The sequence below is a fragment of the Bacteroides timonensis genome, from assembly GCF_000513195.1.
In the GTDB taxonomy this organism is placed as follows: domain Bacteria; phylum Bacteroidota; class Bacteroidia; order Bacteroidales; family Bacteroidaceae; genus Bacteroides; species Bacteroides timonensis.
Window position 1 is genome coordinate 1 of record NZ_CBVI010000062.1, and the last position, 21238, is coordinate 21238.

A 21238-nucleotide genomic window follows, 5' to 3' on the forward strand; every position below is an offset into this window, starting at 1 on the left:
CCCCCTCCGCACCGCGAAGCGGGGCGCATCCGCCCACTATCAAATACAAAGTATTGTTATGACTCAGAACTATTTATTATATTTGCATTGCGTAAAAATAGGCATTCCACTGCGTAAAATGTAACAGTATGTATAAAAGGACAGAATATCAGGTGATTAAAGGTAGGCTTGAAGAACAACGAAGGTTTATTCAGGTTGTGATGGGAGCTCGTCAGATTGGGAAATCGACCGTTGTCAAGCAGGTGCTTAAAGATTTGAATGCTCCTTATCAGTTTTTTTCTGCCGATAATGTTCCGGCTACGAACAGTGCTTGGATTTCTAATTGTTGGGCAGCAGTTCGCAGTTTGAAAGAGAGCAAAGAACAGGAAAGTATTATTCTTGTTATCGATGAGATACAGAAGATTGCCAATTGGAGCGAAGTGGTTAAGAAAGAATGGGACGATGATACATTCTATGACCGTAACAGCAAGGGTTAGATCAATATTTGTTCTATGGAGGTTATCCCGGTGCTGCATCTTTGATTGATGACGATGACCGTTTTCAGCAATATATCCAATCATCCATAATCGAGGCAACTATCAATAAAGATATTTTAATGGATACCCCCATAAGTAAACCGGCTCTACTTCGTCAGACATTTGAATTGGGAGCAGCTTATTCAGGAGAGGTGCTTTCTTTGAATAAGATGTTAGGTTCACTCCAAGACGCAGGCAATACGGCTACATTGGCCGGATATATCAATTTGTTAGATGAGAGCGGATTGCTCGGTGGACTTCAGAAATTTAGTATCGATACGGCAAGGCGAAAAGCAAGTATTCCCAAATTGCAAGTTTATAACAACGCTTTGAAGTGTTCTACTGGCGTGAACGTAATGACGAGGTAGATTTCATTCTCCGTAAAAAGGGGGCAGTGGTAGCAATAGAAGTCAAGAGTAATGCGGAGAAAAGAACAGAAGGTTTGGATAAATTCAGACAGCTGTTTAATCCCCAATCATCCTTTATTGTAGGTGATGGTGGCATCGGGGTTGAAGATTTTCTATCGATAGATATTAGGAAGCTATTTTAAACAGCTATGGAATAAAAATGAAAATGGATAATTCATTAAAAGAGAAGTCCGGCAAGCAGCGCATGTTGTTTGCCGGACTTCTTCTTTTCATCCCCGAATAGCCTGTTTGGGACAATGAGCTACATATTTCCTGCATGTAGATTCTATCTTCGATTCCACCAATGATGTGCAGTTTATAAAGAAAAGCCAATACGGCTATCTGTTCGTATCGAAAGAGTTGACCGCACGGCTCGTTGCCCTCAGCAAGAAATTGGAGAAAGCAAAACGCTTCGTCGCTGTGTAGGGCATTCAAGAAAGCATGCGGCAGTACGATATTTCAGTTCATCAACCGTCTACGAATAGAAAAGGCTTGTTCTCTGTTGAAGAACACCGATTTGAGTATAACGCAAATAGCTTATCAAGTAGGGTTCAACAGTCTTGCCCATTTCAATAACCAGTTCAAGAAGTTTGCAAGGACGCTGCCCGGTGTCTATAGAAAACAGTGATAAAGTCATTGGTTCTCCTCCCCGTCTTCCCGAATCCGTAAAATTGGTCTTTTCTTCGGTAATCCGTCTATCGCCCGCCCGCAAAAAGCGTTGTACTTTTGTATCAGAAAAAAACACTGATAACAGAAAGTCATGGAAAAGATAACTTTAGGAAACAGCGACCTCCACGTGTCCCGCATCTGCCTGGGCTGCATGGGTTTCGGCAATGCTGCGACCGGTCAGCACAGCTGGACGGTGGACGAAGTGCAGACGAGAGAGATTATAAGACGTGCCCTCGAACGAGGCATCAACTTCTTTGACACCGCCATCGTGTATCAGAACGGGACGAGCGAGCAGTTTGTGGGACGGGCGCTCCGAGACTTCGCCAAGCGCGACGACTATGTGCTCGCCACCAAGTTCACGCCCCGTACGCAGGACGAGATAGACGGCGGCATTAGTGGCAAACAGCACATCGAGAACTACCTCGACCGCAGCCTGAAGAACCTCGGCATGGATTACGTGGACCTCTACATCTACCACATGTGGGATTATCACACGCCCATGGAGGAAATAATGGAGGGACTGAACGATGCCGTGAAAGCGGGCAAAGTGCGGTACATCGGCATTTCCAATTGCTTTGCCTGGCAACTGGCGAAGGCAAACGATTATGCCCACTACAACGGACTGACAGAATTTGTCTCCATTCAGGGGCACTATAACCTGATAGCCCGTGAGGAGGAACGGGAAATGGTTCCCTTCTGCCACGCCGAAGGAATCGCCATGACCCCTTACAGCGCACTGGCAGGCGGCAGACTGGCGAAACGTCCGGGCGAGACTTCCCGGCGACTGGAAGAAGACACCTACGCCAAATTCAAATATGATGCAACGGCAGAGCAGGACGCCGGAATCATCAGCCGCGTGGCGGAACTTGCGGACAAGCGTGGTGTCTCCATGACGGAGATTTCGTTGGCGTGGCTGTTGACCAAAGTCGCCGCTCCCGTGGTGGGCGCAACGGAACTCCCTCAGGTGGATGGCGCGGTGCGTGCGGTAGACTTGAAGCTGACGGCAGATGAGATTACTTATCTGGAAGAGCCCTATGTACCGCACGCATTAGTAGGCGTCATGGCGCAGAATGGCAAACAAAAAGCAGGGAATGTAGTCTGAAAAGGCAGGGCAAATAAAGTAATGTACGGATTACCGTACAAAACTCGTTGTTATCCGCTCTTCCTTTTCCGGAACGGATTGTCCTCCTTGCCCGATATTCTTCAGCAGCCATGCCATGTTTCTGCCAAGCACGCGCATGGTCTGCAAACCTTCGGCGTCCTGCAACGCTTCACCGGGAAGACAGCCATGCACGCTGTTCCAATATTGGGAAGAAACCACAGGCATATTATTGATGGTAAAGTACTTGTTCAGGCGGTCGAACACGGCACTTGCACCGCCACGGCGGCACACGGCGACGGCAGCCGCGGGCTTGTACTGCAACATCCCTCCGCAAGAGTAGAACACACGATCCAGCAGCGCACAGAGCGAACCGTTCGGCCCGGCATAGTAGGTGGGCGAGCCGACAATCAGTCCGTCGACACCTTCTTCCAGTTTTTCACGGATTGCATTGTAAAGTTCATCCTTAAAGACACACCTGCCCAGTTCGGCACACTTGTTGCAAGCGATGCAGCCCTGCACTGCTTTTGTTCCGACAGACACTATTTCCGTTTCTACGCCATTGGCTTCCAATGCTGAAGCCACTTCCGACAAGGCAATGTACGTATTCCCGTCCTTTCGGGGACTACCGTTAATCAATAAAACTTTCTTCTTCATATTTATTCTAGTTATGATGACTTGTATTTCAAGGTGCAAAGATACAACTTTACCAGTGCCATGAATGTTTTTTATCAAATGATAAGTATTGAACAGCACAAAAGACTTAATTTTGCAGTGTTTTATCAGTTATGGTTTAACCGTAGATAAGAATATGTTTAAAGAAATGCGTAGAAAACGCCAACAACTTTCCACAGAGGAATGTGTGGCTGTTCTTGAGAAAATGACATCGGGTGTATTGGCTCTCAATGAAGAAAATGGATACCCATACGCCGTTCCGTTAAGTTACGTTTATGCGGATAACAAAATCTATTTCCACAGCGCAGTTAAAGGGCATAAAATAGATTTGTTGAAAGAAAACTGCAACGTTTCATTTTGTGTAATCGGTCAAGATTGTATCGTTCCGGAAGAATTTACAACCTATTTCCGAAGTGTGATTGTATTCGGCAAGGCCCGCATTCTGACAGACGAGAACGAAAAGATGTCGGCATTACGGAAGTTGGGAGAGAAATATTCGTCAGACAATCCCGAAGGACTATCGGAGGAGATACATAAAGGGTTCAATCATTTACTTATGGTTGAAATCACCATTGAACACATGACAGGAAAAGAATCCATTGAGTTGGTGCGGGCAAAAGAATAGTGCAAGATGGATACTATGCCGTAGCCCCGTTCCGGATGCAATATTCCTTGGGCGTGCACCCCGTCTGCTTCTTGAAGAACCGGACGAAATGCTGCGGATACTGGAACCCCAGCATTTCGGCTATCTGCTTCGTGTTCATCTCGGGATCCAGCAGGGCACTCTTCGCCACGTTCACCATCTTCAGCCGGATGTACTCCTGCGCCGACTTACCCGTCTCCGACTTCACCAAGTCACCGAAGTAATTGGGCGAAAGGCAGACCTTGTCGGCAAAGTACTTGACGGTGGGCAACCCTTCGCGCAGAGCCGTGCCACTGTCCAGGTATTCGTCCAGCAGCTGTTCGAAGCGGACGAGGACATCATTGTTCAGCTCCTCGCGGGTGATGAACTGACGCTCGTAGAAGCGCATGCAGTAATTGAGCAGCACCTCGATGTTGGAGACGATGAGCGACTTGGAGAACTTGTCGATGGGATGCTGCAACTCCCGTTCTATCTTCTCCATATAGTCCTGCAGGATGGCGCGCTCCTCTGCCGAGAGGTGCAGCGCCTCGTTGGAGGCATACGAGAAGAAGGAGTATTGCTTCATCTTCTGTTCCAGCGGCGTGCGGTGCAGGAAGTCGGGATGGAACAGCAGTCCTACGGCTTCGGGCACGGGTCCGTCCTCCAGACGGTGAATCCCCACCGTCTGACCGGGCGCGAAGCAGACCACCGTCTCGTCGTCAAAGTCATAGACGGTCTTCCCGTAGTTGATGATGCACCCCGTGGTCTTCTTCAGGAACAAGGCGTAGAAGCCGTAATGGATGCGATGGTCCGGCTGGTTTTCCGAACGGTCGAAATGCACGATGCCCACCAGCGGATGGCGGGTCTCGAAACCGAAAAAGCGGTTGAATTGCTCGATGGTGTCTGTCTTTACTATTTCCATATTGTTCTGCATCTTTCTGATTCTCCTATTTTATTAAGGTACAAATTCGTTTCACAGTGCAAAGAAAGTGTTTTTTTCGATACGGAGAACAGGCGGAGGGACGAAAACCGTAATCGGGATACCTCTTCCCGTAATCGGGGTACTTCCGTCCGTAAGAAAGGTACTCGCTTTATCCGGCGATACGCTTACCTTTGCACCGGACAAATAAAATAACAAGATGAAAGACAAGAACATGACCCGCCGCGAGGCACTCAAAAGGATGGGTGTCGTGGCAGTAGGCGCAGCCGTGGGGCGCACCGCAGACACGGGTCGTGGAAAGCGCGGACGGCATGAGCAGCCAATGGGAGGGAAACGAAACGATAGGCGTGCAGATTAGCGGCAAGCACTCAGGAGCAGCCCAAACTCCTTATACGGCCGAAGGCCAATATGCCGTGACGCTTGCTGCCGGCAACAAGGCCAGTGTAACGGCGGTAGAGGGCCGGACGGCCTACTGGCAGTCTACGCTGCCTGCCACCGTCACGGCATGGTACTCCAACCATACCCAGGAAGGCACCGTCACGCTCTCCAATCAGACGGGCGGATTGGCATACGTGCTGAAAGCCGAAACCGAGAATTGCACGTACAACAGCTCCGTAGCGTTGGACTTCAAGCACCAGCTTGCCAAGGTACGGGTGACGCTGACGGGCTACACCTCTGGTGTAAAGAAAGTAGAGATAATGGGCTACACCACTTGCACCAACGATAAGGGTACAGTAGCGACAACGGGCAGCCAACAAGGTTGGATAACCATGAAGCGCGATGGCAGCAACTATGTATGGGAAGCCAACGTAGTGCCCGTCAGCACGGTGGGCGGTACAAACCTCATCCGGCTTAACGGCAAGACAATTGCCACCATTAACGGCATCACCGGGTTCAAGGCCGGAGAGATGTGCAAGATAGACCTGACGGTATATCAGGCAGGTTCGTTCGTGGTGAGCACCGGTCTTGCCTCCACCGCCACCTATACCTACAACGGCCTCCAGATGCAGATAGGTACGTGGAAGAGCGATGCTTCCGCCGAGCAGGCCACGCTTTCCACAGTCACCATTGCCGGAGGCAAGGCTTATTTTCCGCCGACGACGCTACAGAGCTTAAAAGACGGTGATAAGATTTGGGTCTGCATCCCCCGCGTGGTGAAGTTCTTCCATACACTGACGCAAGCTGAAGTGGACGCTAAAGCACTGACCTTGCCCGACAAGGACGGGGGCAGCACGCTGAAAGCTTCTCCCACAGCAAACGGAAAGGCTTATGAGAACGACTGGATTGTTGCTCTGTACATGGGTATCAACAAGTATAATGGCACTACCCCGACAGAAACTCCCCTTTACTGGGCTACCGGCAACCTTATCGCCACCAAGACGAATGCGGCAAAAGTGGACGAGAATGCCGATTACAGGACAACCACCGCTTTCCACATCGCCACATCGGCAGAAACGGAAACTGAAACTATAGAAACTTTCTACAGTCCCTATGTTCCCAATGACTTCAATGATATCAGTAGCAGTGGGTCCGACGGCTATGCGGATCGTCCCCTCGGTGCCCAGTGGGACTGGTTCGGTTGGGGCGACGCTACGGGCTTGAAGACAACGAATCAGGACGACGATTATGCCCTTTCCATTTCCGGCGGAAGCATCAGCGGTACCGCGAATGACATCGTCCGTGCGCAGCTTGGCGGCAGTTGGCATATGCCCGGTAAAGAGTTGGAAAACATGGCCGACAAGCTTAATGTTTCAGGAGTATGGTATGGCAATGGTTTCAAATATGAGTATGCCGATGATAATGGCATCGCCAACACCCTTTTGTTTCCCGCAGCGGGTTCTCGCACGGGGATTGGGGGCAGCAACCGTGGAGGCAACGGCTACTATTGGAGTGGGTTGTTCAGCAGTCTGGACGCCGCGTACTACTTGTACTTCCACGATAGCCGCGCCTCCTGGACCGATAGCGGCCGCTACTACGGTTACTCGGTGCGCCCCGTCTCAGAATAAAGGCGGCCTTGTGCCGCCGCTTAGAACATTTAATTATTTGTGAAACCCGGATACGTCGCGGCGGAGATTGTAATGAATTATCGCATCCTCCGGCACCCCCGAAAACTCCCTGCGCACGGAGCGAAAAATGGAAGCGCACGCAGATAAAACTCCGTGCGCACGCATTTTTTTGCTCCGTGCGCACGCATTTTTCACCCCCTCCAGAAGTGTTTCTGACGGGGGTAAAACGTATAAACCACCAGTATTCACCCTAAAATTGGAACCGTATGGCCGAATCTATATTTGTAAAGAAAAGGAACCACCGTCGCAGCGGATGTCCTTCATCCGCTGCTCTCTGAGCATAAGAATCTCCCGATTCGCCTCTCCCGGTTCCTTGCAGAAGCGTCCGCTTTCCGTTACTCCTTTCAATAAGGAACGGAAAGGCGAGCGTTCTTTAACAAGATGTCTTTGGAAATGAGGAAGGAAAGAGTACCTTTGTGAGATATTTATCAATATGGAGGACAAAATATGGCAAAGATAACGGTGCTGTCAACCGACATCAATGTAGTTTCCATCAATAATGACGATTATATCTGCATCACAGACATGCTGAAAGCCAAAGATGGGGATTTCTTTATATCAGATTGGCTGAGAAACAGAAATACGCTGGAATATCTCGGCGTATGGGAACGCCTGTACAACCCGAACTTTAATTATGGCGAATTCGCCACAATTAGAAATCAAGCCGGTTTGAACAGTTTCAAAATCAGTGTAAAGGATTACGTGGAAAAGACACATGCCATTGGCATCCAGGCAAAGGCCGGAAGATATGGCGGCACATATGCCCACAAAGATATTGCTTTTGAATTTGGAATGTGGATTAGTGCAGAATTCAAGATATACTTGATTCGTGAGTTCCAACGCCTGAAAGAGCAGGAACAAGCCCAATTGGGCTGGACTGCCAAGCGGGAGCTGTCGAAGATAAACTATCGCATTCACACCGATGCCATCAAGCAAAACCTCATTCCGCAGGAAGTCACCCATGGACAAGCTTCACGCATTTACGCCAGCGAAGCCGATGTGCTGAACGTTGCCATGTTCGGCATGACGGCACTCGAATGGCGCGATGCGCACCCAGACCTCAAGGGTAATGTCCGCGACTACGCCACAGTCAACGAGCTAATTTGCCTCTCGAACATGGAGAATCTGAATGCAGTGTTCATTAACGATGGAATGCCACAGCACGACCGCCTTGTCCGGCTCAACCGAATCGCCATCCAGCAGATGCAGATTTTGGAAGGTAGCGGTAACCCTACGCTCTTAAAATAGAGCTTGCCTCCGTCGCAGCGGATGTCCTTCATCCGCTGCTCTCTGAGCATAAGAATCTCCCGATTCGCCTCTCTCTCCTGTTACATTCCCATTACATTTTTCCATTCCCTCCCGAAATTCAGAATCTCTGCTTACCTTTGCCGCCAAAACAGTATGAAGCAAGAATAAGGTATGAAAAGATTAGTATTCAGTGCGCTGATAGCCCTCATTCGGCTGATTGCTCCGGTGCCGGGGGCGGCGCAGAATGATTCCGTGGCTGTTGTCGTGCCCTATAAGTTCAAGCCCGTCCGGCTCATCGTCCCTGCCACGCTGATAGGCGTAGGCATCATCGGACTGGAGAGCGACTGGATGAAATACCAGAACCGCGAAATGCGTGACGAGCTGCAAGAGGACATCGACCAGAAAGTTTCCATAGACGACTTCTCGCAATACGCCCCCATGGCAGCCGTCTATGGGCTGAACCTGTGCGGCATCAAGGGCAGGCACGGGTTTGCCGACCGAACCATCATCCTCGGCACGGCATACGCGCTGATGGGCATCACGGTCAATTCACTGAAGGCTGTGACCAGGGTGGAGCGTCCTGACGGCAGCAGCCGCAACTCCTTCCCGTCCGGTCACACCGCCACCGCCTTCATGGGCGCGGAGTTCCTGCGGCGTGAGTACCGGGACGTGTCGCCGTGGATAGGCGTGGCAGGCTATGCCGTAGCCGCCGGCACCGGATTCTTCCGCATGTACAACAACCGCCATTGGCTGACGGACGTCATCACCGGCGCGGGCATCGGCATACTGAGCGTACAGGCGGCGTACTGGCTTTACCCCGTTATCTCAAAGACATTTTTTCATAAGCAGTATTTGAAGAACACCTATATCACTCCGTATCTGTCGGTACGGGAGAAAGGAGTGTCGTGCCAGATTGTCTTCTGATTTAGTAGTATAAATACTGAATCATTCAATCTTTTATCCGAAGTAAAGTTTGAGCCTCATAACAAAGTGTACTCTATAAAAATCATCGTACCTTTGTAGAAAGAAATCAGGAGATAAATTATGGAACGACAAGATGTTTTCAACTGCTCGAACGTATTCATATCGAGCTTTTTCACCGATGACCGCGACTGTGCGCACTGCAATCGCGAGCATACCCTTATCTATATCTATTCCGGCGAACTGGAAATAACCGAACGTGGACGGAAAACGATTCTGCATCCGGGAGATTGTGCTTTCATGCGCCGCGACAACCGCCTATGGCTGCAAAAACGGGTGAAAGAAAATGTTCCTTACCGTTCCATTGTCCTGAAATTCTCGCGCGACTTTCTGCGGGAATTCTATCAGACACTCAATCACAAGGATATACCCGTGGATGCCAAACGTGACAAAAGTAGTCTTTATGTCCTGCCGGAAAACCGGCTCGACGTCCGCAGTCTGTTTGAATCGGTCATTCCCTATTTCGATGCAGAGACAAAGCCGTCGGAGGAAATTCTCAAGCTGAAAATGACGGAAGGGGTATATGCTATATTGAATACCGATTTGAACCTCTATGCCTCGCTGTTCGACTTTATCGATCCGTGGAAAATTGATATTCTGGACTTTCTTGAGAAGAATTACAAGGAAGACTTGTCCATGCGGGAAATAGCTTCTTATACAGGACGCAGCCTCTCTACCTTCAAGCGCGACTTCAAGCAATGCAGTGACCTTACACCGCAGAAATGGCTCATACAGCGACGGCTTGCGTCCGCACACGAACTGATAAAGAAAGGCGACTGCAAAGTGTCGGAAGTCTGTTTCGATGTGGGATTCAAGAATTTATCGCACTTCTCGAAGATTTATAAGGAGACATACGGGGTGGCACCGACAAGGTGAGCTTCTGAGCAAAGCAACATGGGCTGCACAGCAAAGCGGAACTAAAAGAAGCCGCCTATCTTTGCAGGCAGAACATTAAAACACTACGTATGATGAATGATATTTTTGCAAAAGACCTCAGCGGTGAGTTGGTTTCTCCGGACGAACCGGGATATGATGAATTGATTGCCGATATCTTCGCCACGATGAAGACGGCAACGGAAATGAACACAGGCTATCGCACGCCCGAAGAAGTGCATGAATACATGGACCTGATACTGGGCAAGCCGCTCGAAAAAAGTACCACTGTCCTGCCTCCCCTGTACATTGACTACGGCAAACCCGTAACCATCGGAAAAAGATGCTTCATACAGCAATGCTGCACGTTCTTCGGACGAGGCGGCATCACTATCGGCGATGATGTGTTTATCGGACCGAAAGTGAACTTGATTACCATTAACCACGACCCGAATCCGGAGAACCGCAGTGCCACGTATGGCCGCCCCATAGTGATAGAGGACAAAGTATGGATTGGCATCAATACCACGATACTTCCGGGCGTAAAGATTGGCTATGGGGCAATCATCGGCGCAGGAAGCGTGGTGACGAGGGATGTTCCCGCAATGAGCATCGTGGCAGGCAATCCGGCACGTATCATCAAACAGATAGAGGTAAATAAATAAGAATCAATTATGAAGAAAGAACAAGAAATGAGCCGCCGTGGTTTTCTTAAAGCGGCAGCGGCTGTGGGTGCGGCATTGACTATACAGCCCACAATCAATAAGGTGAATGCAGCAAATGTTGCCCTTAACGGAGCTTCGCCCGTGAAGAATGAGGAAATGCAGTATCGCACGCTCGGCACGGGCAATGCCGCCATGGAGGTATCTGCACTCGGTTTCGGCTGCATGGGCATGAACTACAACCGCTCGCAGTCGCCCGACCGCAAGGAGTGTATCCGCATCATCCACGAGGCTGTGGACAGGGGAGTGACTTTGTTTGACACTGCCATCATCTACGGACCGCTGCGCAATGAATTATTGGCAGGGGAAGCCCTGGAACCCTACAAAGGCAAAGTGAATGTGACGACCAAGTTCGGGCATGAAGTGGTGAATGGAAAAGGAACGGGGCGACAGGACAGCCGTCCGGCAACCATCCGCCGCTATTGCGAAGAGTCGCTGAAACGGTTGCGCATCGACAGTATCCCGTTGTTCTATCAGCACCGTTTCGACAGGAACACCCCGATTGAGGAAGTCGCCTCTACCATCGGTGACCTTATAAAAGAGGGCAAAGTGCAACGCTGGGGCTTGTGCGAGGTGAGCGTCAACACTATCCGCAAGGCACATGCCGTGCAACCGCTCACTGCCATACAGAGCGAATATCACCTGATGCACCGCCTGGTGGAAGAAAACGGCGTGCTCGATGTGTGCCGGGAACTCGGCATCGGCTTTGTGCCTTACAGTCCGCTCAACCGTGGTTTCTTGGGTGGCTGCATCAATGAATACACAGTGTTTGATGTGAGTAATGACAATCGCCAGACGTTGCCTCGCTTCCAGCCCGACGCCATCCGTGCCAACACACGCATCGTGAACGTACTGCAACAATTCGGACGCATGCGTGGCATGACTTCCACACAAGTGGCACTGGGCTGGCTGTTGCAAAAATCCCCGTGGATGGTTCCCATTCCCGGTACAACGAAGCAATCGCACTTGGATGAGAATCTGCATACATTGAGTTTCAACGTCACTCCCGAAGAGTGGAAAGAACTGGAGAATTCCGTTGCCGCTATACCGGTTGTGGGCGAACGGTATAACGCGGAGCAGCAGAAGCAGGTGGAACATTGAGGCAGGCCAACTGAATAAGTACAAGCATCCGGATATGTCGGACTCCCGGTTTAAGGCAAAAAAGCATAAAGCTCATACGCTTTTGGTAAGAGTATGACTATTTCTAAAGAGAAACATCTTAACTTTCTTGTAGGACTTGATGAACTTGGCAGGCATTCCGGCAACCACGGCAAATGGCTCCACATCCTTCGTCATCACCGCACCGCTTGCCGGAGGGAAGGGAGCGTCCCCTCTCTTGCCCGGCTGTATTCCGACAGCCGGGCAGGTGTAAGTTTACAGCCGGGCGGCTGTAAACTTGTATCCGGGCGGCTATAAACTTGTAGTTGGGCGGCTGCAAGTTTGTAGTTGGGCAAGTGCCGGAAGTTAGTTGGGCAGCTGCAGGAAACCAGTTGGGCAGAACCCCCTCTCAATCCGCCGGAGTGAACGACCCTAGGAACTTTTCCTGTTCCGCCAGACTCATGGTGAAGAAGCGTTGCCCCTTATCCAATGCCCTGATTTCCTGCATCTCCTCGTTCGTCAGCGAGAAGTCGAATACCTCGAAGTTCTCGCGGATATGCTTCGGATTGGTCGATTTCGGGAAAACGACATGACCCTGCTGAATGTGCCAGCGGAGGATTATCTGCACGTTGCTCTTCCCGTACTTCCGGCCGAGGCGCGAGAAGACCGGCTCGCCCAGCAGTGCGGCATCCCCGTGACCGATGGGATACCAGCTCTCGATGACCGTTCCGCAGGAGGCGATACGTCCTTTCAGTTCTTCCTGCTGATAATAGGGATGGCACTCCACTTGCAACACGGCGGGCTTTATTTGGGCGGTCTGCAACACCTCTTCCAGCCTGTTGGACTCGAAGTTGCTGAGTCCGATGCTCCGCACCTTCCCCATGCCTACCGCCTTCTCCATATCCCTCCACGCGCCGAGGTAATCGCCGAACTGCTGATGCAGCAACAGCAAGTCGATGTACCCGCAGTCCAGTCGGGCAAGCATCTTGTCGATGGCCGCCATCGTCTTGCCCTCGCCGTACTCGCTGGGCCAGAGCTTGGAGGTAATCCACAGCTCCGCACGGGCAATGCCGCTGTCCTTCACAGCCATGCCCACGCCACGCTCGTTCTGATAGGCGTGCGCCGTGTCGATGTGCCGATAGCCGGTCTGCAAGGCTTCCAAGCAAGCCTTTCGGGTTTCGGCATCGCCGTCTATCTGATATACACCCAGTCCGAATTGTGGAATCCGGTTTCCGTCATTCAATGTCAAATAAGTCTGTTCCATATAAATATCCTCCTATATTGATTTATTTAAAGTCCTCTACCGTGGTGAACATGAAGTTCGATTCGCGTTTCTTGATGAGCCACTTGCCGTCCACCTTCACATAAGTGTCCCGATAGCGCACGCCGCTCTGGTTCTTCTTTCCTCCTCCGATGAGCGTGACGAAGCAATAGCTGATTCCCGTGGCTTCATTGCCCTTTATCTCCACCGTCTGCTGTCCGTTCAGGTGATAGACCACATCGAACAAGGCGAGATAATTGGCAAACGCCTTGCCAATCTGTTCCTTTCCTTTCATGACGGACACGCGGTCACCACTCTTGGAATGTACTTCGGCGTTGTCCGTGAAGAGTGCCATCTGCGCATCCACGTCCTTCACGTCCGCCAAGTTCGAAAAGGTATCTACCAGTTCTTTCAATGCCATCCGGTCGGCCACTTCGTCTGCCGGAATTTGGGCGGCGGTTGTCAACCAACTGCCTGTCACCAATACGATTGTTGCAATCAAATTTCTCATAACTACTTTGTTTTATTATCTTTCGGGAGCAAAGGTAGCGGAACATCCTCATTCTCTTGATACACAAAACACCGCCATACTTTCACATTTTTCCCTCGAAGCAGGAAATCGGGCATATTCAGCAGAAAAACAGCAATCCGTGAAAGGGATTCTTACCGATAAGTCCTACATTTGCAACAGTATAAACAGAAAAGAGAAGAAACGATGAAATCACACAACTTCCACGAAGGGGACATCCTGCTATTCAACACCCGGACAGACAAGACGGCACCTGCGGACTACGTAGGGCGGTATCACATCCACATCCTCTGCCATAAGGGGCAAGCCCGGTTCTGCATGGCGGAGAAGACTTTCCAGATAGAAGCGGATGATTTCGTCATCTGGCAGATAGGTTCGGACATAAACGAGGTGGTCTGTTCCGATGATTTCGATGCCGACTTTCTGCTTGTTTCCCGTAACTTCCTAATCGAGAACAATCCCGAAACCGTATGGGCGACCAAGGGCTACGTCTATATCAAGCACAATCCGGTCTTCCACCTGAACGAGCAGGACAAGGCGCTGTGCGATGCCGACTTCTTCCGTTTCAGAGAGCAGTTGGCGGGCAAGGACCACCTCTTCCGCAAAGAGATATTGGGCAGGCAGATGCAGATATTCCTGTTCGACCTGTGGAATATCTATGCCCAGGAAATCAACAAGCTGCAACAAGTATCAAGTATACAAGCCAATCTGTTCAACCGCTTCATGGATTTAGTCCGGCAATATGCCGCCGGGAATCGGGAGGTGACGTTCTACAGTGAGAAGCTGTGCGTCTGTCCCAAGTACCTGTCCGAGGTAGTGCGCAAGGGAAGCGGAAAGCCTGCCTCCTACTGGATAAACGGCTACGCCACGCAGGAAATCGTTGCCCTGTTGAAGAAGCCGGATCTGACCCTATCGGAAATATCCGAGCGGCTGAACTTCTACAACCAGTCCCACTTCAGCCGGTTCGTGAAGAAGGTGCTCGGCGTGTCACCGTCGGAATACAGGAATGAACTGGAGAAGAAGAAATAGCCGACAACCATGAGAAGTTTGTTTACTTTTCTGCTCATCATCACCCGTTGTCTCGAAAGGCGGCTACAGGTATCTGTAGAGGGGTTGCTGACTTGGCCTTGCCGAGGTAGCTACCTTTAGGGTGTCGAGGTAGCTACCAAGTGGTGGTCGAGGTAGCTACCTTGACACGGACAAGGTAGCCAGCTTTTCGGGGCAGGGGCAGATTGTATGATTTTATTAATTCATACCAAAAAAACGGACATGAATAAAATAGAGAACTACCAGATAGGGCATTCTTCCCTGAAAGGGGATGTCTTCAGAATAGAACAGAATATCAGCAACAACCCGAACATCGAGGTCTTCTTTTCGCACCGGCATACGTTTTATGCCCTATACTGGATTCACGAAGGGCAAGGCATACACTTCATAGACTTTAAGGAATATGAAATAAAGCCTGACCGCCTTTTCTATGTCCGCCCGGAACAGGTACACTTCCTGAACAGTCCATCGGAAATCAAGTACTCCGCCCTGCAATTCTCCGAAGAATTCATGCTGCCATACTATCCCATCATCAAGGACATCTTGACGAATGAGAACATCAGCACCTATAAGGATTTGAATGGTGAAGAGCAGCAGCGTCTGCGCATCTTGTTCGACCTTATCTATCATGAATCCACCCATAATCTGCCCAACTCGACAGCCATCCTGCAATCGGGAATAAACATGCTGATGCAGGAATTAGTCCGCATGGACTGCCAAGAGACGGCCAAGCCCAACATTCCCGATGTCTTAACAAAATACAGAACGTTGATCAACGAGCAGTTCCTCACTTGCCGTCAAGTGAAAAACTATGCCATACAGTTGGGCATCACCCCCAACTACCTGAATGTATTGGCACAGAAGCATCTGGGAGAGTCTGCCCTGTCCCTGATAAACAACCGGATTATACTGGAAACCAAGCGACTGTTGATGAGCAGCAAGGATGACATCTCCGTGATAGCCTATCAGTTGAAGTTCAATGAGCTGTCCTACTTCTCGCGCTTCTTCAAACGGGAAACCGGACTTACGCCTAATGAATTTCGGGCGGAAATGAATAAAATGTACCAATAACGTCCTGTTTTGTGTAACTGTTTAAGCCGCCATCGTTCTTACCTTTGCGTCCGCATTCAAAAACATAAAGCATGGAACAAATGAAAAGAACAAAGGAAGAAAAGAAAACCGCATTTGTGGTATTCTTCTCCGCAGCAACAATGGTACTCGAAATCTTCTTCGGACTCTTCTCCAATTCAATGGCACTCTTGGCAGACGGCATTCACATGGGCTCGTATGTGCTGGCCATCGGTTTGAGTTGGGGAGCCTACGTACTGGTCCGCCACTTGCAAAAGAGAAAGAACAATAGGGCCGATAGTGAAAAGATACTGTCCTTGTCTGCCTACACCAGCGGCATCCTTCTGCTCGTATTCGCCCTCTTCATTGTGGTGGAAGCGGTGGAACGTTTCTTCACTCCTTTGGTGGAGATTAAATATGTGGAAGCGATGATTGTTGCGGTCATCGGGATAGTGGTAAACATCATCTGCGCCGTCATATTGCACGAGAAGCACGGGGAGGGCGACTATAACAGCCATTCGGCTTACCTCCATGTGCTGGCAGATGCACTGACCAGCTTGGGAGCCATATTCGGATTGATTTGCGCCATGATATGGAACATCATCTGGATTGATACGGTGGTGGCACTGGTATGTTCCCTCGTCATTATACGGTGGGCTAAGAAGCTATTGTTGGATACCGGCAAGTCTTTGACTGCCAAATCGCAGCAAATGAAATTCAATCTATAAAACATACACTTCATGTTTCTCCTAATGACATTGAGCGGGAATCTCATTACTTATCAAAAGATTATTGGTATTTTTGCGTGCAGAAAAACTGTAGTCCGATGACAAAAGATACAAATCGTAAATATTGGGTATTGATACTGCTGGGATTGCTCTCTTTCCTTGCATTGTTTCTTTATCTGATAGAACTTCTGACTGCCAAGCAGACCTTTACGTCCGTAGCATTCATCAAGAGCGTCACTATCTCATTTCCATTCATGGCGTTAATCGCTTGGGTGGACTATAAGTTGGTGTCCTTCATTAACGACGCGCAGTGGTTCTCCAGGCATCTGATGCTGCGAATCGCCTTTGAAGGAGCGTGCATCTCTCTGCTTGCCGCCGTATTCGTCATTTTAGGGAACATCCCGTTCCGGCAGGAGGAAGGCGTGTGGGAGTATCTGATGTCCATGCGCTATGGCGAAGTGGTTGTCACCTCTATCCTGTTCAATGTGTTTGCAGTGACCGTCATTGAGTTCTTCGTTCAGAGCAGGAAGAAGCAGCTGCTGCAACAAGAGAATGTACGGATGCAGTACCGGCAATTGAAGAGCCAGATAAACCCGCATTTCCTTTTCAACAGCCTCAATGTATTGGTGTCGCTCATCAACAAGGACAGTGAGCGTGCCACGGACTATACCAAAAAGCTGTCCGACGTTTACCGCTACGTACTTACCCACGACCTCGAAGATACCGTATCCGTCCATAGCGAACTTGAATTTATACAGAACTACATCGAAATACTACAGATACGCTTTGGCGATGGGCTGAACTTCACTTTCGATGTACGGCAGGCTGACATGCAGCGGGAGATTCCCCCGATGACACTGCAAGTCCTGGTAGAGAATGCCGTAAAGCACAATGCACTGACCGCCTCCAGTCCGCTGACCATACATATATCGAGCGACAACCGGGACCTGATTGTCTCAAACAATATCATTCCACGCATGCGGATAGAGAACTCGATGGGCATCGGACTCGAAAACATCAAGGAGAAATACGACCTGATAGCAGGCAAGACTGTCTCCATTATAAAAACAGACCAAGAATTTGCCGTTAAATTACCACTGTTATGAAAGTACTGATTATAGAGGACGAGCCACTGGCACAAGAAGAACTGGTGCGTATCATCGGGAAGCGTTTTCCCGAAATGAAAATCGTCGGTAAGCTATCTTCCGTAAGAGAGAGCATTGAATGGCTGAAAGAGAGCAAAGCCGGCCTGATATTCATGGATATACATCTTTCCGACGGCAACAGCTTTGACATCTTCGACCATGTAGAGGTGCGCACTCCCATCATTTTTACCACTGCCTACGACCAATACGCCATTCAAGCATTCAAGGTAAACGGCATTGGGTATCTTCTAAAACCCATCGTAGAAAGCGACTTGGTTGCAGCTGTGGAGAAATTGGACTATACTCCCGAGAAGCTTACCGAACTGCTGGACACCATCAAGCCCTCCAAAGGATACAAAAGCCGTATAGCCATCAAGTCGGGTGACCGGTTCAGCTTTCTGAAGATGGAGGATGTAGCTTACTTTTATGCCGAGGAACGGATGACTTTTGTTGTCCCCAAACAGGGGAAAAAGCAGATTGTCGATTACACGATAGAGGCACTTGAGCCGCTGCTCGACCCGAAGCGGTTCTTCAGAATGACCCGCGGCTGCATTGCCTCGATAGACTCCATAGGAAGCGTTTCAAAATACTTCAATAGCCGCCTGAAGATTACCCTGAAACCTGAATATGGAGACAAACTGCTTGTCAGCCGTGTACGTGTCCCCGACTTCTTGCAGTGGCTGGACGGCGAATAAGCGTATGCGGCATTTCATCCGAGGAAAGCTTTATTTCATCCAACGGAAAATGGAGTCTGCCCGAAACTTCTTTCATTGCCTCCCGTGCGCCGCTACCTTTGCAGCGCTAAAACAATAAAACCAAATTAACAATGAAGAAGTTCTTTTTATCCGTTGCAGTCATCTGCATATCCGTCATGTCCGTATCAGCGCAGGAAACTCGCGAAAGGGACTTTCAGCTTAGCTTCATCACTCCACTGGGAACAAACGGGGCGCAATCACATCTGACTATCAACAAGGTGTCGCTCAACGTCCTTGGAGGATACAGCTACGGTAACACAGCATTTGAGTTCGGCGGTCTGTACAACGTCAATCTCCACCTAACCAAAGGTTTTCAGTTTGCCGGCATTGCCAACTACAGTGGCGACACCCGTAATGCAGCCCAATTTACCGGCATCACCAATATGGCGGCAGACGGTTCCACACCGTTTCAGTTTGCCGGTATTGCCAATGTAGCGGAAGAAGTCTCAGGATTACAGTTTGCAGGCATCGTAAACATCGCCAAAAAGGTAAAAGGCGTTCAGTTCGGACTCTTCAACTATGCGGACGAGAGCGAAGGAGTATCTGTCGGACTTATCAATATCGTCAAGCATGGCGGCAAGCACGAGTTTGAAGTCGCATTCTCCGAGGCCTTGAACACAGCCGTAAGTTTCAAACTGGGAACGGACAAGCTTTATACCATCTTTTCCGGCGGCATCAACTACCTTAATAGTCCGGTGGAGTATGCCGTAGGATTGGGCTTCGGTACTCATATAGACTGGAAAAAAGGCTGGGGAAATCAGATTGAAGCTATCGGATATGCACTGACGGAACAAGGGGAGTTTCATGGAGGAGTGAATATGCTTACCCAACTAAAATATAGCGTGTCCAAGGAGCTGGCGCCTCACTTCAAGGTCTTTGCCGGTCCGGTCTTTAACATGACGATATCAGACTATGTCAACCCTGAAACAGGAGCAATCGGCAGTTCTCTTTCTCCCTATTCCATGTGTTCCAATGACAGCGGAAGCACTCGCCTGAACGGCTGGATAGGTTTCAGTGCCGGAGTGAGGTTCTGAGTGTGGGTAATAGGAACCAGGTGCTATAATGAACTCCTGATTCCTATGAATGTAGCCCACAAGGGTGAATGAGTACCGGAATTAAAAGCACAGTCCCTTTCTCATCTTTTCCAATCCTTCCAACATCACCTGCCGCGGACAGGCGATGTTGATGCGGACAAACCCCTCTCCTGCCTCACCGTACATGGTGCCCTCGTTCAGCCAGAGTTTCTCCTTCTTCAGCAGCAGGTCCACTATCTCTTGCGAGGACATCCGCAACGCCGAGCAGTCCACCCACACCAAGTAGGTGCCCTCCAATTGAGTCACCGGAAGCTGCGGCATATACTTGTCGAAGTAGGCACGCAGGTAGGTGTAGTTGGCAAAGAGGTAATGGTTCAGTTCGTCCAGCCACTCCTCGCCCTCGTTGTAGGCAGCCATCAGCGCCTCGACACCGAAGGGGTTCACGTCGCACACCTCGTTGTCATTGATGGCACGGTCTATTCGGGCACGCACGGAGGCATCCGCCGCCACGATGTTGGCTATCTGCAAGCCCGCCATGTTGAACGCCTTGCTGGGCGAGTTGCAGGTGACGGAGTGCATCAGGAATTCCGGCGAAATGGAAGCAAAGGGGGTGTAAGTGTAACCGGGGAAGGTCAGCTCGCAATGAATCTCGTCCGCCACCACCAGCACGTCGTGGCGCAGGCAGATTTCACCGAGGCGCAGCAGCTCCTCGCGCCGCCACACCCTTCCGGCAGGATTGTGCGGATTGCACAGCAGAAGCAGCTTCACCTTCGGGTCGGCCGCTTTCCGCTCCAGGTCGTCGAAGTCCATGCGGTAGGTGCCGTCCTCGTAGATCAGCGGACTTGCCACCATCTCGCATCCGTTGTTGTGGATGGACGAGAAGAAGCAGTTGTACACGGGTGTCTGCACCAGCACCTTGTCACCGGGCACGGTCATTGCCTTGATGGTGGCGGACAGGGCGGGCACCACGCCGGAGGTGTATATCACCCACTCGCGGTCTATCTCCCACCCGTGCCGCCGTCCGAACCACCGGCTGAGGGATTCATAGTAGGCGTCGGGCACCCGGACATAGCCGAAAATGCCATGCTCCACCCGCCGCTTCAATACCTCCACCACCGCAGGCGCCGTGCGGAAATCCATATCCGCCACCCACAGGGGAAGCACGTCCGCATCCGCCGCCGAATCCCATTTGTAGGAGTTCGTGCCGCGGCGGGGAATCAGTTCATCGAAGTTGTATCTCATTGGTTGAAGCAAGTTGTGTCGTCCCACAGTTTCAGCTCGCAGTCTGCCGGTGCCTTGATGTTCTCGTCGAGGATAACCTCGCCATAGCTTTCGGCGGTGATGCAGCCCGTGGCGGGGTTCTTCACACCGCTTATCGGGCCGTTGATGGTGGCTTGCACGCTGCTGTACTCAAAGGCACGGTCGCAGTCGGCGCCGAAGGTGCAGTTCTCCAGCACAAGATCGTGTGCATAGCAGAGGGGCTGCTCGCCGGTGATGTGGCAGTTCACCAGACGCAGGTTGCGAGAGTGCCAGCCCAGGTATTCGCCGTTCAACTCGGAGTCATAGATGGTGACGTTCTCCACTTCCCAGAAGGCATCCTTCGTGGTGATTTTGGCGTTGTGCAGTTCCACGTTCTTCACATATTGGAAGACGTATTTGCTGTCGCTCTCCAGTCCGTCGATGTAGATGTTGCGGCTGAACATGAAGGGGTAAGTGCCGCCGTGCAGCTTCAGATTCCGGATGTGCAGGCATGAGT

General features: G+C 50.5%; 22 protein-coding genes and 1 pseudogene. 17 read left to right on the forward strand and 6 right to left on the reverse strand.

What is annotated here, in order from left to right:
* Positions 1 to 128: 128 nt before the first annotated feature.
* From BN161_RS12370 to BN161_RS12380, 3 genes and pseudogenes are all read left to right on the forward strand, one after another.
* Positions 129 to 1065, forward strand: a pseudogene (locus BN161_RS12370) (ATP-binding protein).
* Between the two features lie 233 nt (positions 1066 to 1298).
* Positions 1299 to 1550, forward strand: coding sequence for a helix-turn-helix domain-containing protein (locus BN161_RS31020; RefSeq protein WP_074435132.1), 252 nt, complete (start codon positions 1299 to 1301; stop codon positions 1548 to 1550).
* Between the two features lie 192 nt (positions 1551 to 1742).
* Positions 1743 to 2693 (forward strand): aldo/keto reductase, encoded by a 951-nt coding sequence (locus BN161_RS12380; protein ID WP_244436486.1) that lies wholly within the window; start codon positions 1743 to 1745, stop codon positions 2691 to 2693.
* A gap of 30 nt (positions 2694 to 2723) precedes the next feature.
* Here the strand turns inward: BN161_RS12380 and BN161_RS12385 are convergent, their stop codons facing one another.
* Complete coding sequence (locus BN161_RS12385) at positions 2724 to 3347, reverse strand: flavodoxin family protein (protein WP_044266584.1); 624 nt, start codon at positions 3345 to 3347, stop codon at positions 2724 to 2726.
* Positions 3348 to 3501: 154 nt separating this feature from the next.
* On the opposite strand from BN161_RS12385, the gene BN161_RS12390 reads away from it, so the two are divergent.
* Positions 3502 to 3990, forward strand: coding sequence for a pyridoxamine 5'-phosphate oxidase family protein (locus tag BN161_RS12390; protein WP_044266587.1), 489 nt, complete (start codon positions 3502 to 3504; stop codon positions 3988 to 3990).
* Positions 3991 to 4003: 13 nt separating this feature from the next.
* Here BN161_RS12390 and BN161_RS12395 read toward each other — a convergent pair whose 3' ends face one another.
* Positions 4004 to 4909 (reverse strand): helix-turn-helix domain-containing protein, encoded by a 906-nt coding sequence (locus tag BN161_RS12395; protein ID WP_044266618.1) that lies wholly within the window; start codon positions 4907 to 4909, stop codon positions 4004 to 4006.
* 329 nt (positions 4910 to 5238) lie between these two features.
* Between BN161_RS12395 and BN161_RS28085 the strand changes: the two genes are divergently transcribed.
* The 7 genes from BN161_RS28085 to BN161_RS29840 all read left to right on the forward strand — a co-directional run bounded on the left by BN161_RS28085 (position 5239) and on the right by BN161_RS29840 (position 12233).
* Entirely contained in the window at positions 5239 to 6933 is a 1695-nt protein-coding gene (locus BN161_RS28085) for a hypothetical protein (protein WP_052356257.1), read from the forward strand.
* Positions 6934 to 7440: 507 nt separating this feature from the next.
* Positions 7441 to 8241, forward strand: coding sequence for a KilA-N domain-containing protein (locus BN161_RS12405; protein WP_044266590.1), 801 nt, complete (start codon positions 7441 to 7443; stop codon positions 8239 to 8241).
* 171 nt (positions 8242 to 8412) lie between these two features.
* A complete protein-coding gene (locus tag BN161_RS12410; RefSeq protein WP_044266592.1) occupies positions 8413 to 9165 on the forward strand; it encodes a phosphatase PAP2 family protein in 753 nt (250 codons plus the stop codon).
* A gap of 120 nt (positions 9166 to 9285) precedes the next feature.
* Complete coding sequence (locus BN161_RS12415; RefSeq protein WP_044266593.1) at positions 9286 to 10098, forward strand: helix-turn-helix domain-containing protein; 813 nt, start codon at positions 9286 to 9288, stop codon at positions 10096 to 10098.
* 92 nt (positions 10099 to 10190) lie between these two features.
* Positions 10191 to 10760, forward strand: coding sequence for a DapH/DapD/GlmU-related protein (locus BN161_RS12420; RefSeq protein WP_044266621.1), 570 nt, complete (start codon positions 10191 to 10193; stop codon positions 10758 to 10760).
* Between the two features lie 9 nt (positions 10761 to 10769).
* Positions 10770 to 11918, forward strand: coding sequence for an aldo/keto reductase (locus tag BN161_RS12425; protein ID WP_044266596.1), 1149 nt, complete (start codon positions 10770 to 10772; stop codon positions 11916 to 11918).
* 93 nt (positions 11919 to 12011) lie between these two features.
* Positions 12012 to 12233: a hypothetical protein gene (locus tag BN161_RS29840; protein WP_167332526.1), complete on the forward strand. Its 222-nt coding sequence runs from the start codon at positions 12012 to 12014 to the stop codon at positions 12231 to 12233.
* A gap of 91 nt (positions 12234 to 12324) precedes the next feature.
* Here the strand turns inward: BN161_RS29840 and BN161_RS12430 are convergent, their stop codons facing one another.
* Positions 12325 to 13179: an aldo/keto reductase gene (locus BN161_RS12430; protein WP_044266600.1), complete on the reverse strand. Its 855-nt coding sequence runs from the start codon at positions 13177 to 13179 to the stop codon at positions 12325 to 12327.
* Positions 13180 to 13201: 22 nt separating this feature from the next.
* The gene (locus tag BN161_RS12435) at positions 13202 to 13687 is read right to left on the reverse strand and encodes a nuclear transport factor 2 family protein (protein WP_081743688.1); all 486 of its coding nucleotides are present in this window, start codon (positions 13685 to 13687) and stop codon (positions 13202 to 13204) included.
* Between the two features lie 204 nt (positions 13688 to 13891).
* Between BN161_RS12435 and BN161_RS12440 the strand changes: the two genes are divergently transcribed.
* From BN161_RS12440 to BN161_RS28100, 6 genes are all read left to right on the forward strand, one after another.
* Positions 13892 to 14734 carry a helix-turn-helix domain-containing protein gene (locus BN161_RS12440; protein WP_044266603.1) on the forward strand — a complete coding sequence of 281 codons (843 nt, stop codon included), beginning with the start codon at positions 13892 to 13894 and terminating at the stop codon, positions 14732 to 14734.
* Positions 14735 to 14974: 240 nt separating this feature from the next.
* Positions 14975 to 15823, forward strand: coding sequence for a helix-turn-helix domain-containing protein (locus BN161_RS28090; RefSeq protein WP_052356258.1), 849 nt, complete (start codon positions 14975 to 14977; stop codon positions 15821 to 15823).
* Between the two features lie 80 nt (positions 15824 to 15903).
* Complete coding sequence (locus BN161_RS12455; RefSeq protein WP_316931132.1) at positions 15904 to 16548, forward strand: cation diffusion facilitator family transporter; 645 nt, start codon at positions 15904 to 15906, stop codon at positions 16546 to 16548.
* A gap of 98 nt (positions 16549 to 16646) precedes the next feature.
* Positions 16647 to 17654: a sensor histidine kinase gene (locus tag BN161_RS28095; RefSeq protein ID WP_052356259.1), complete on the forward strand. Its 1008-nt coding sequence runs from the start codon at positions 16647 to 16649 to the stop codon at positions 17652 to 17654.
* Entirely contained in the window at positions 17651 to 18388 is a 738-nt protein-coding gene (locus tag BN161_RS12465; RefSeq protein ID WP_044266611.1) for a LytR/AlgR family response regulator transcription factor, read from the forward strand. The genes BN161_RS28095 and BN161_RS12465 overlap by 4 nt, the downstream gene beginning before the upstream one ends.
* A gap of 131 nt (positions 18389 to 18519) precedes the next feature.
* Positions 18520 to 19482: an LA_2272 family surface repeat-containing protein gene (locus tag BN161_RS28100; RefSeq protein WP_052356260.1), complete on the forward strand. Its 963-nt coding sequence runs from the start codon at positions 18520 to 18522 to the stop codon at positions 19480 to 19482.
* Positions 19483 to 19563: 81 nt separating this feature from the next.
* Here BN161_RS28100 and BN161_RS12475 read toward each other — a convergent pair whose 3' ends face one another.
* Together BN161_RS12475 and BN161_RS12480 are read right to left on the reverse strand one after the other, a co-directional pair.
* On the reverse strand, positions 19564 to 20724 hold the full coding sequence (locus BN161_RS12475; protein WP_044266614.1) for a MalY/PatB family protein: 1161 nt from the start codon (positions 20722 to 20724) through the stop codon (positions 19564 to 19566).
* The coding region (locus BN161_RS12480) for a DUF3737 family protein (protein ID WP_044266615.1) at positions 20721 to 21238 on the reverse strand (518 nt) is incomplete at its 5' end. The genes BN161_RS12475 and BN161_RS12480, both read right to left, overlap by 4 nt.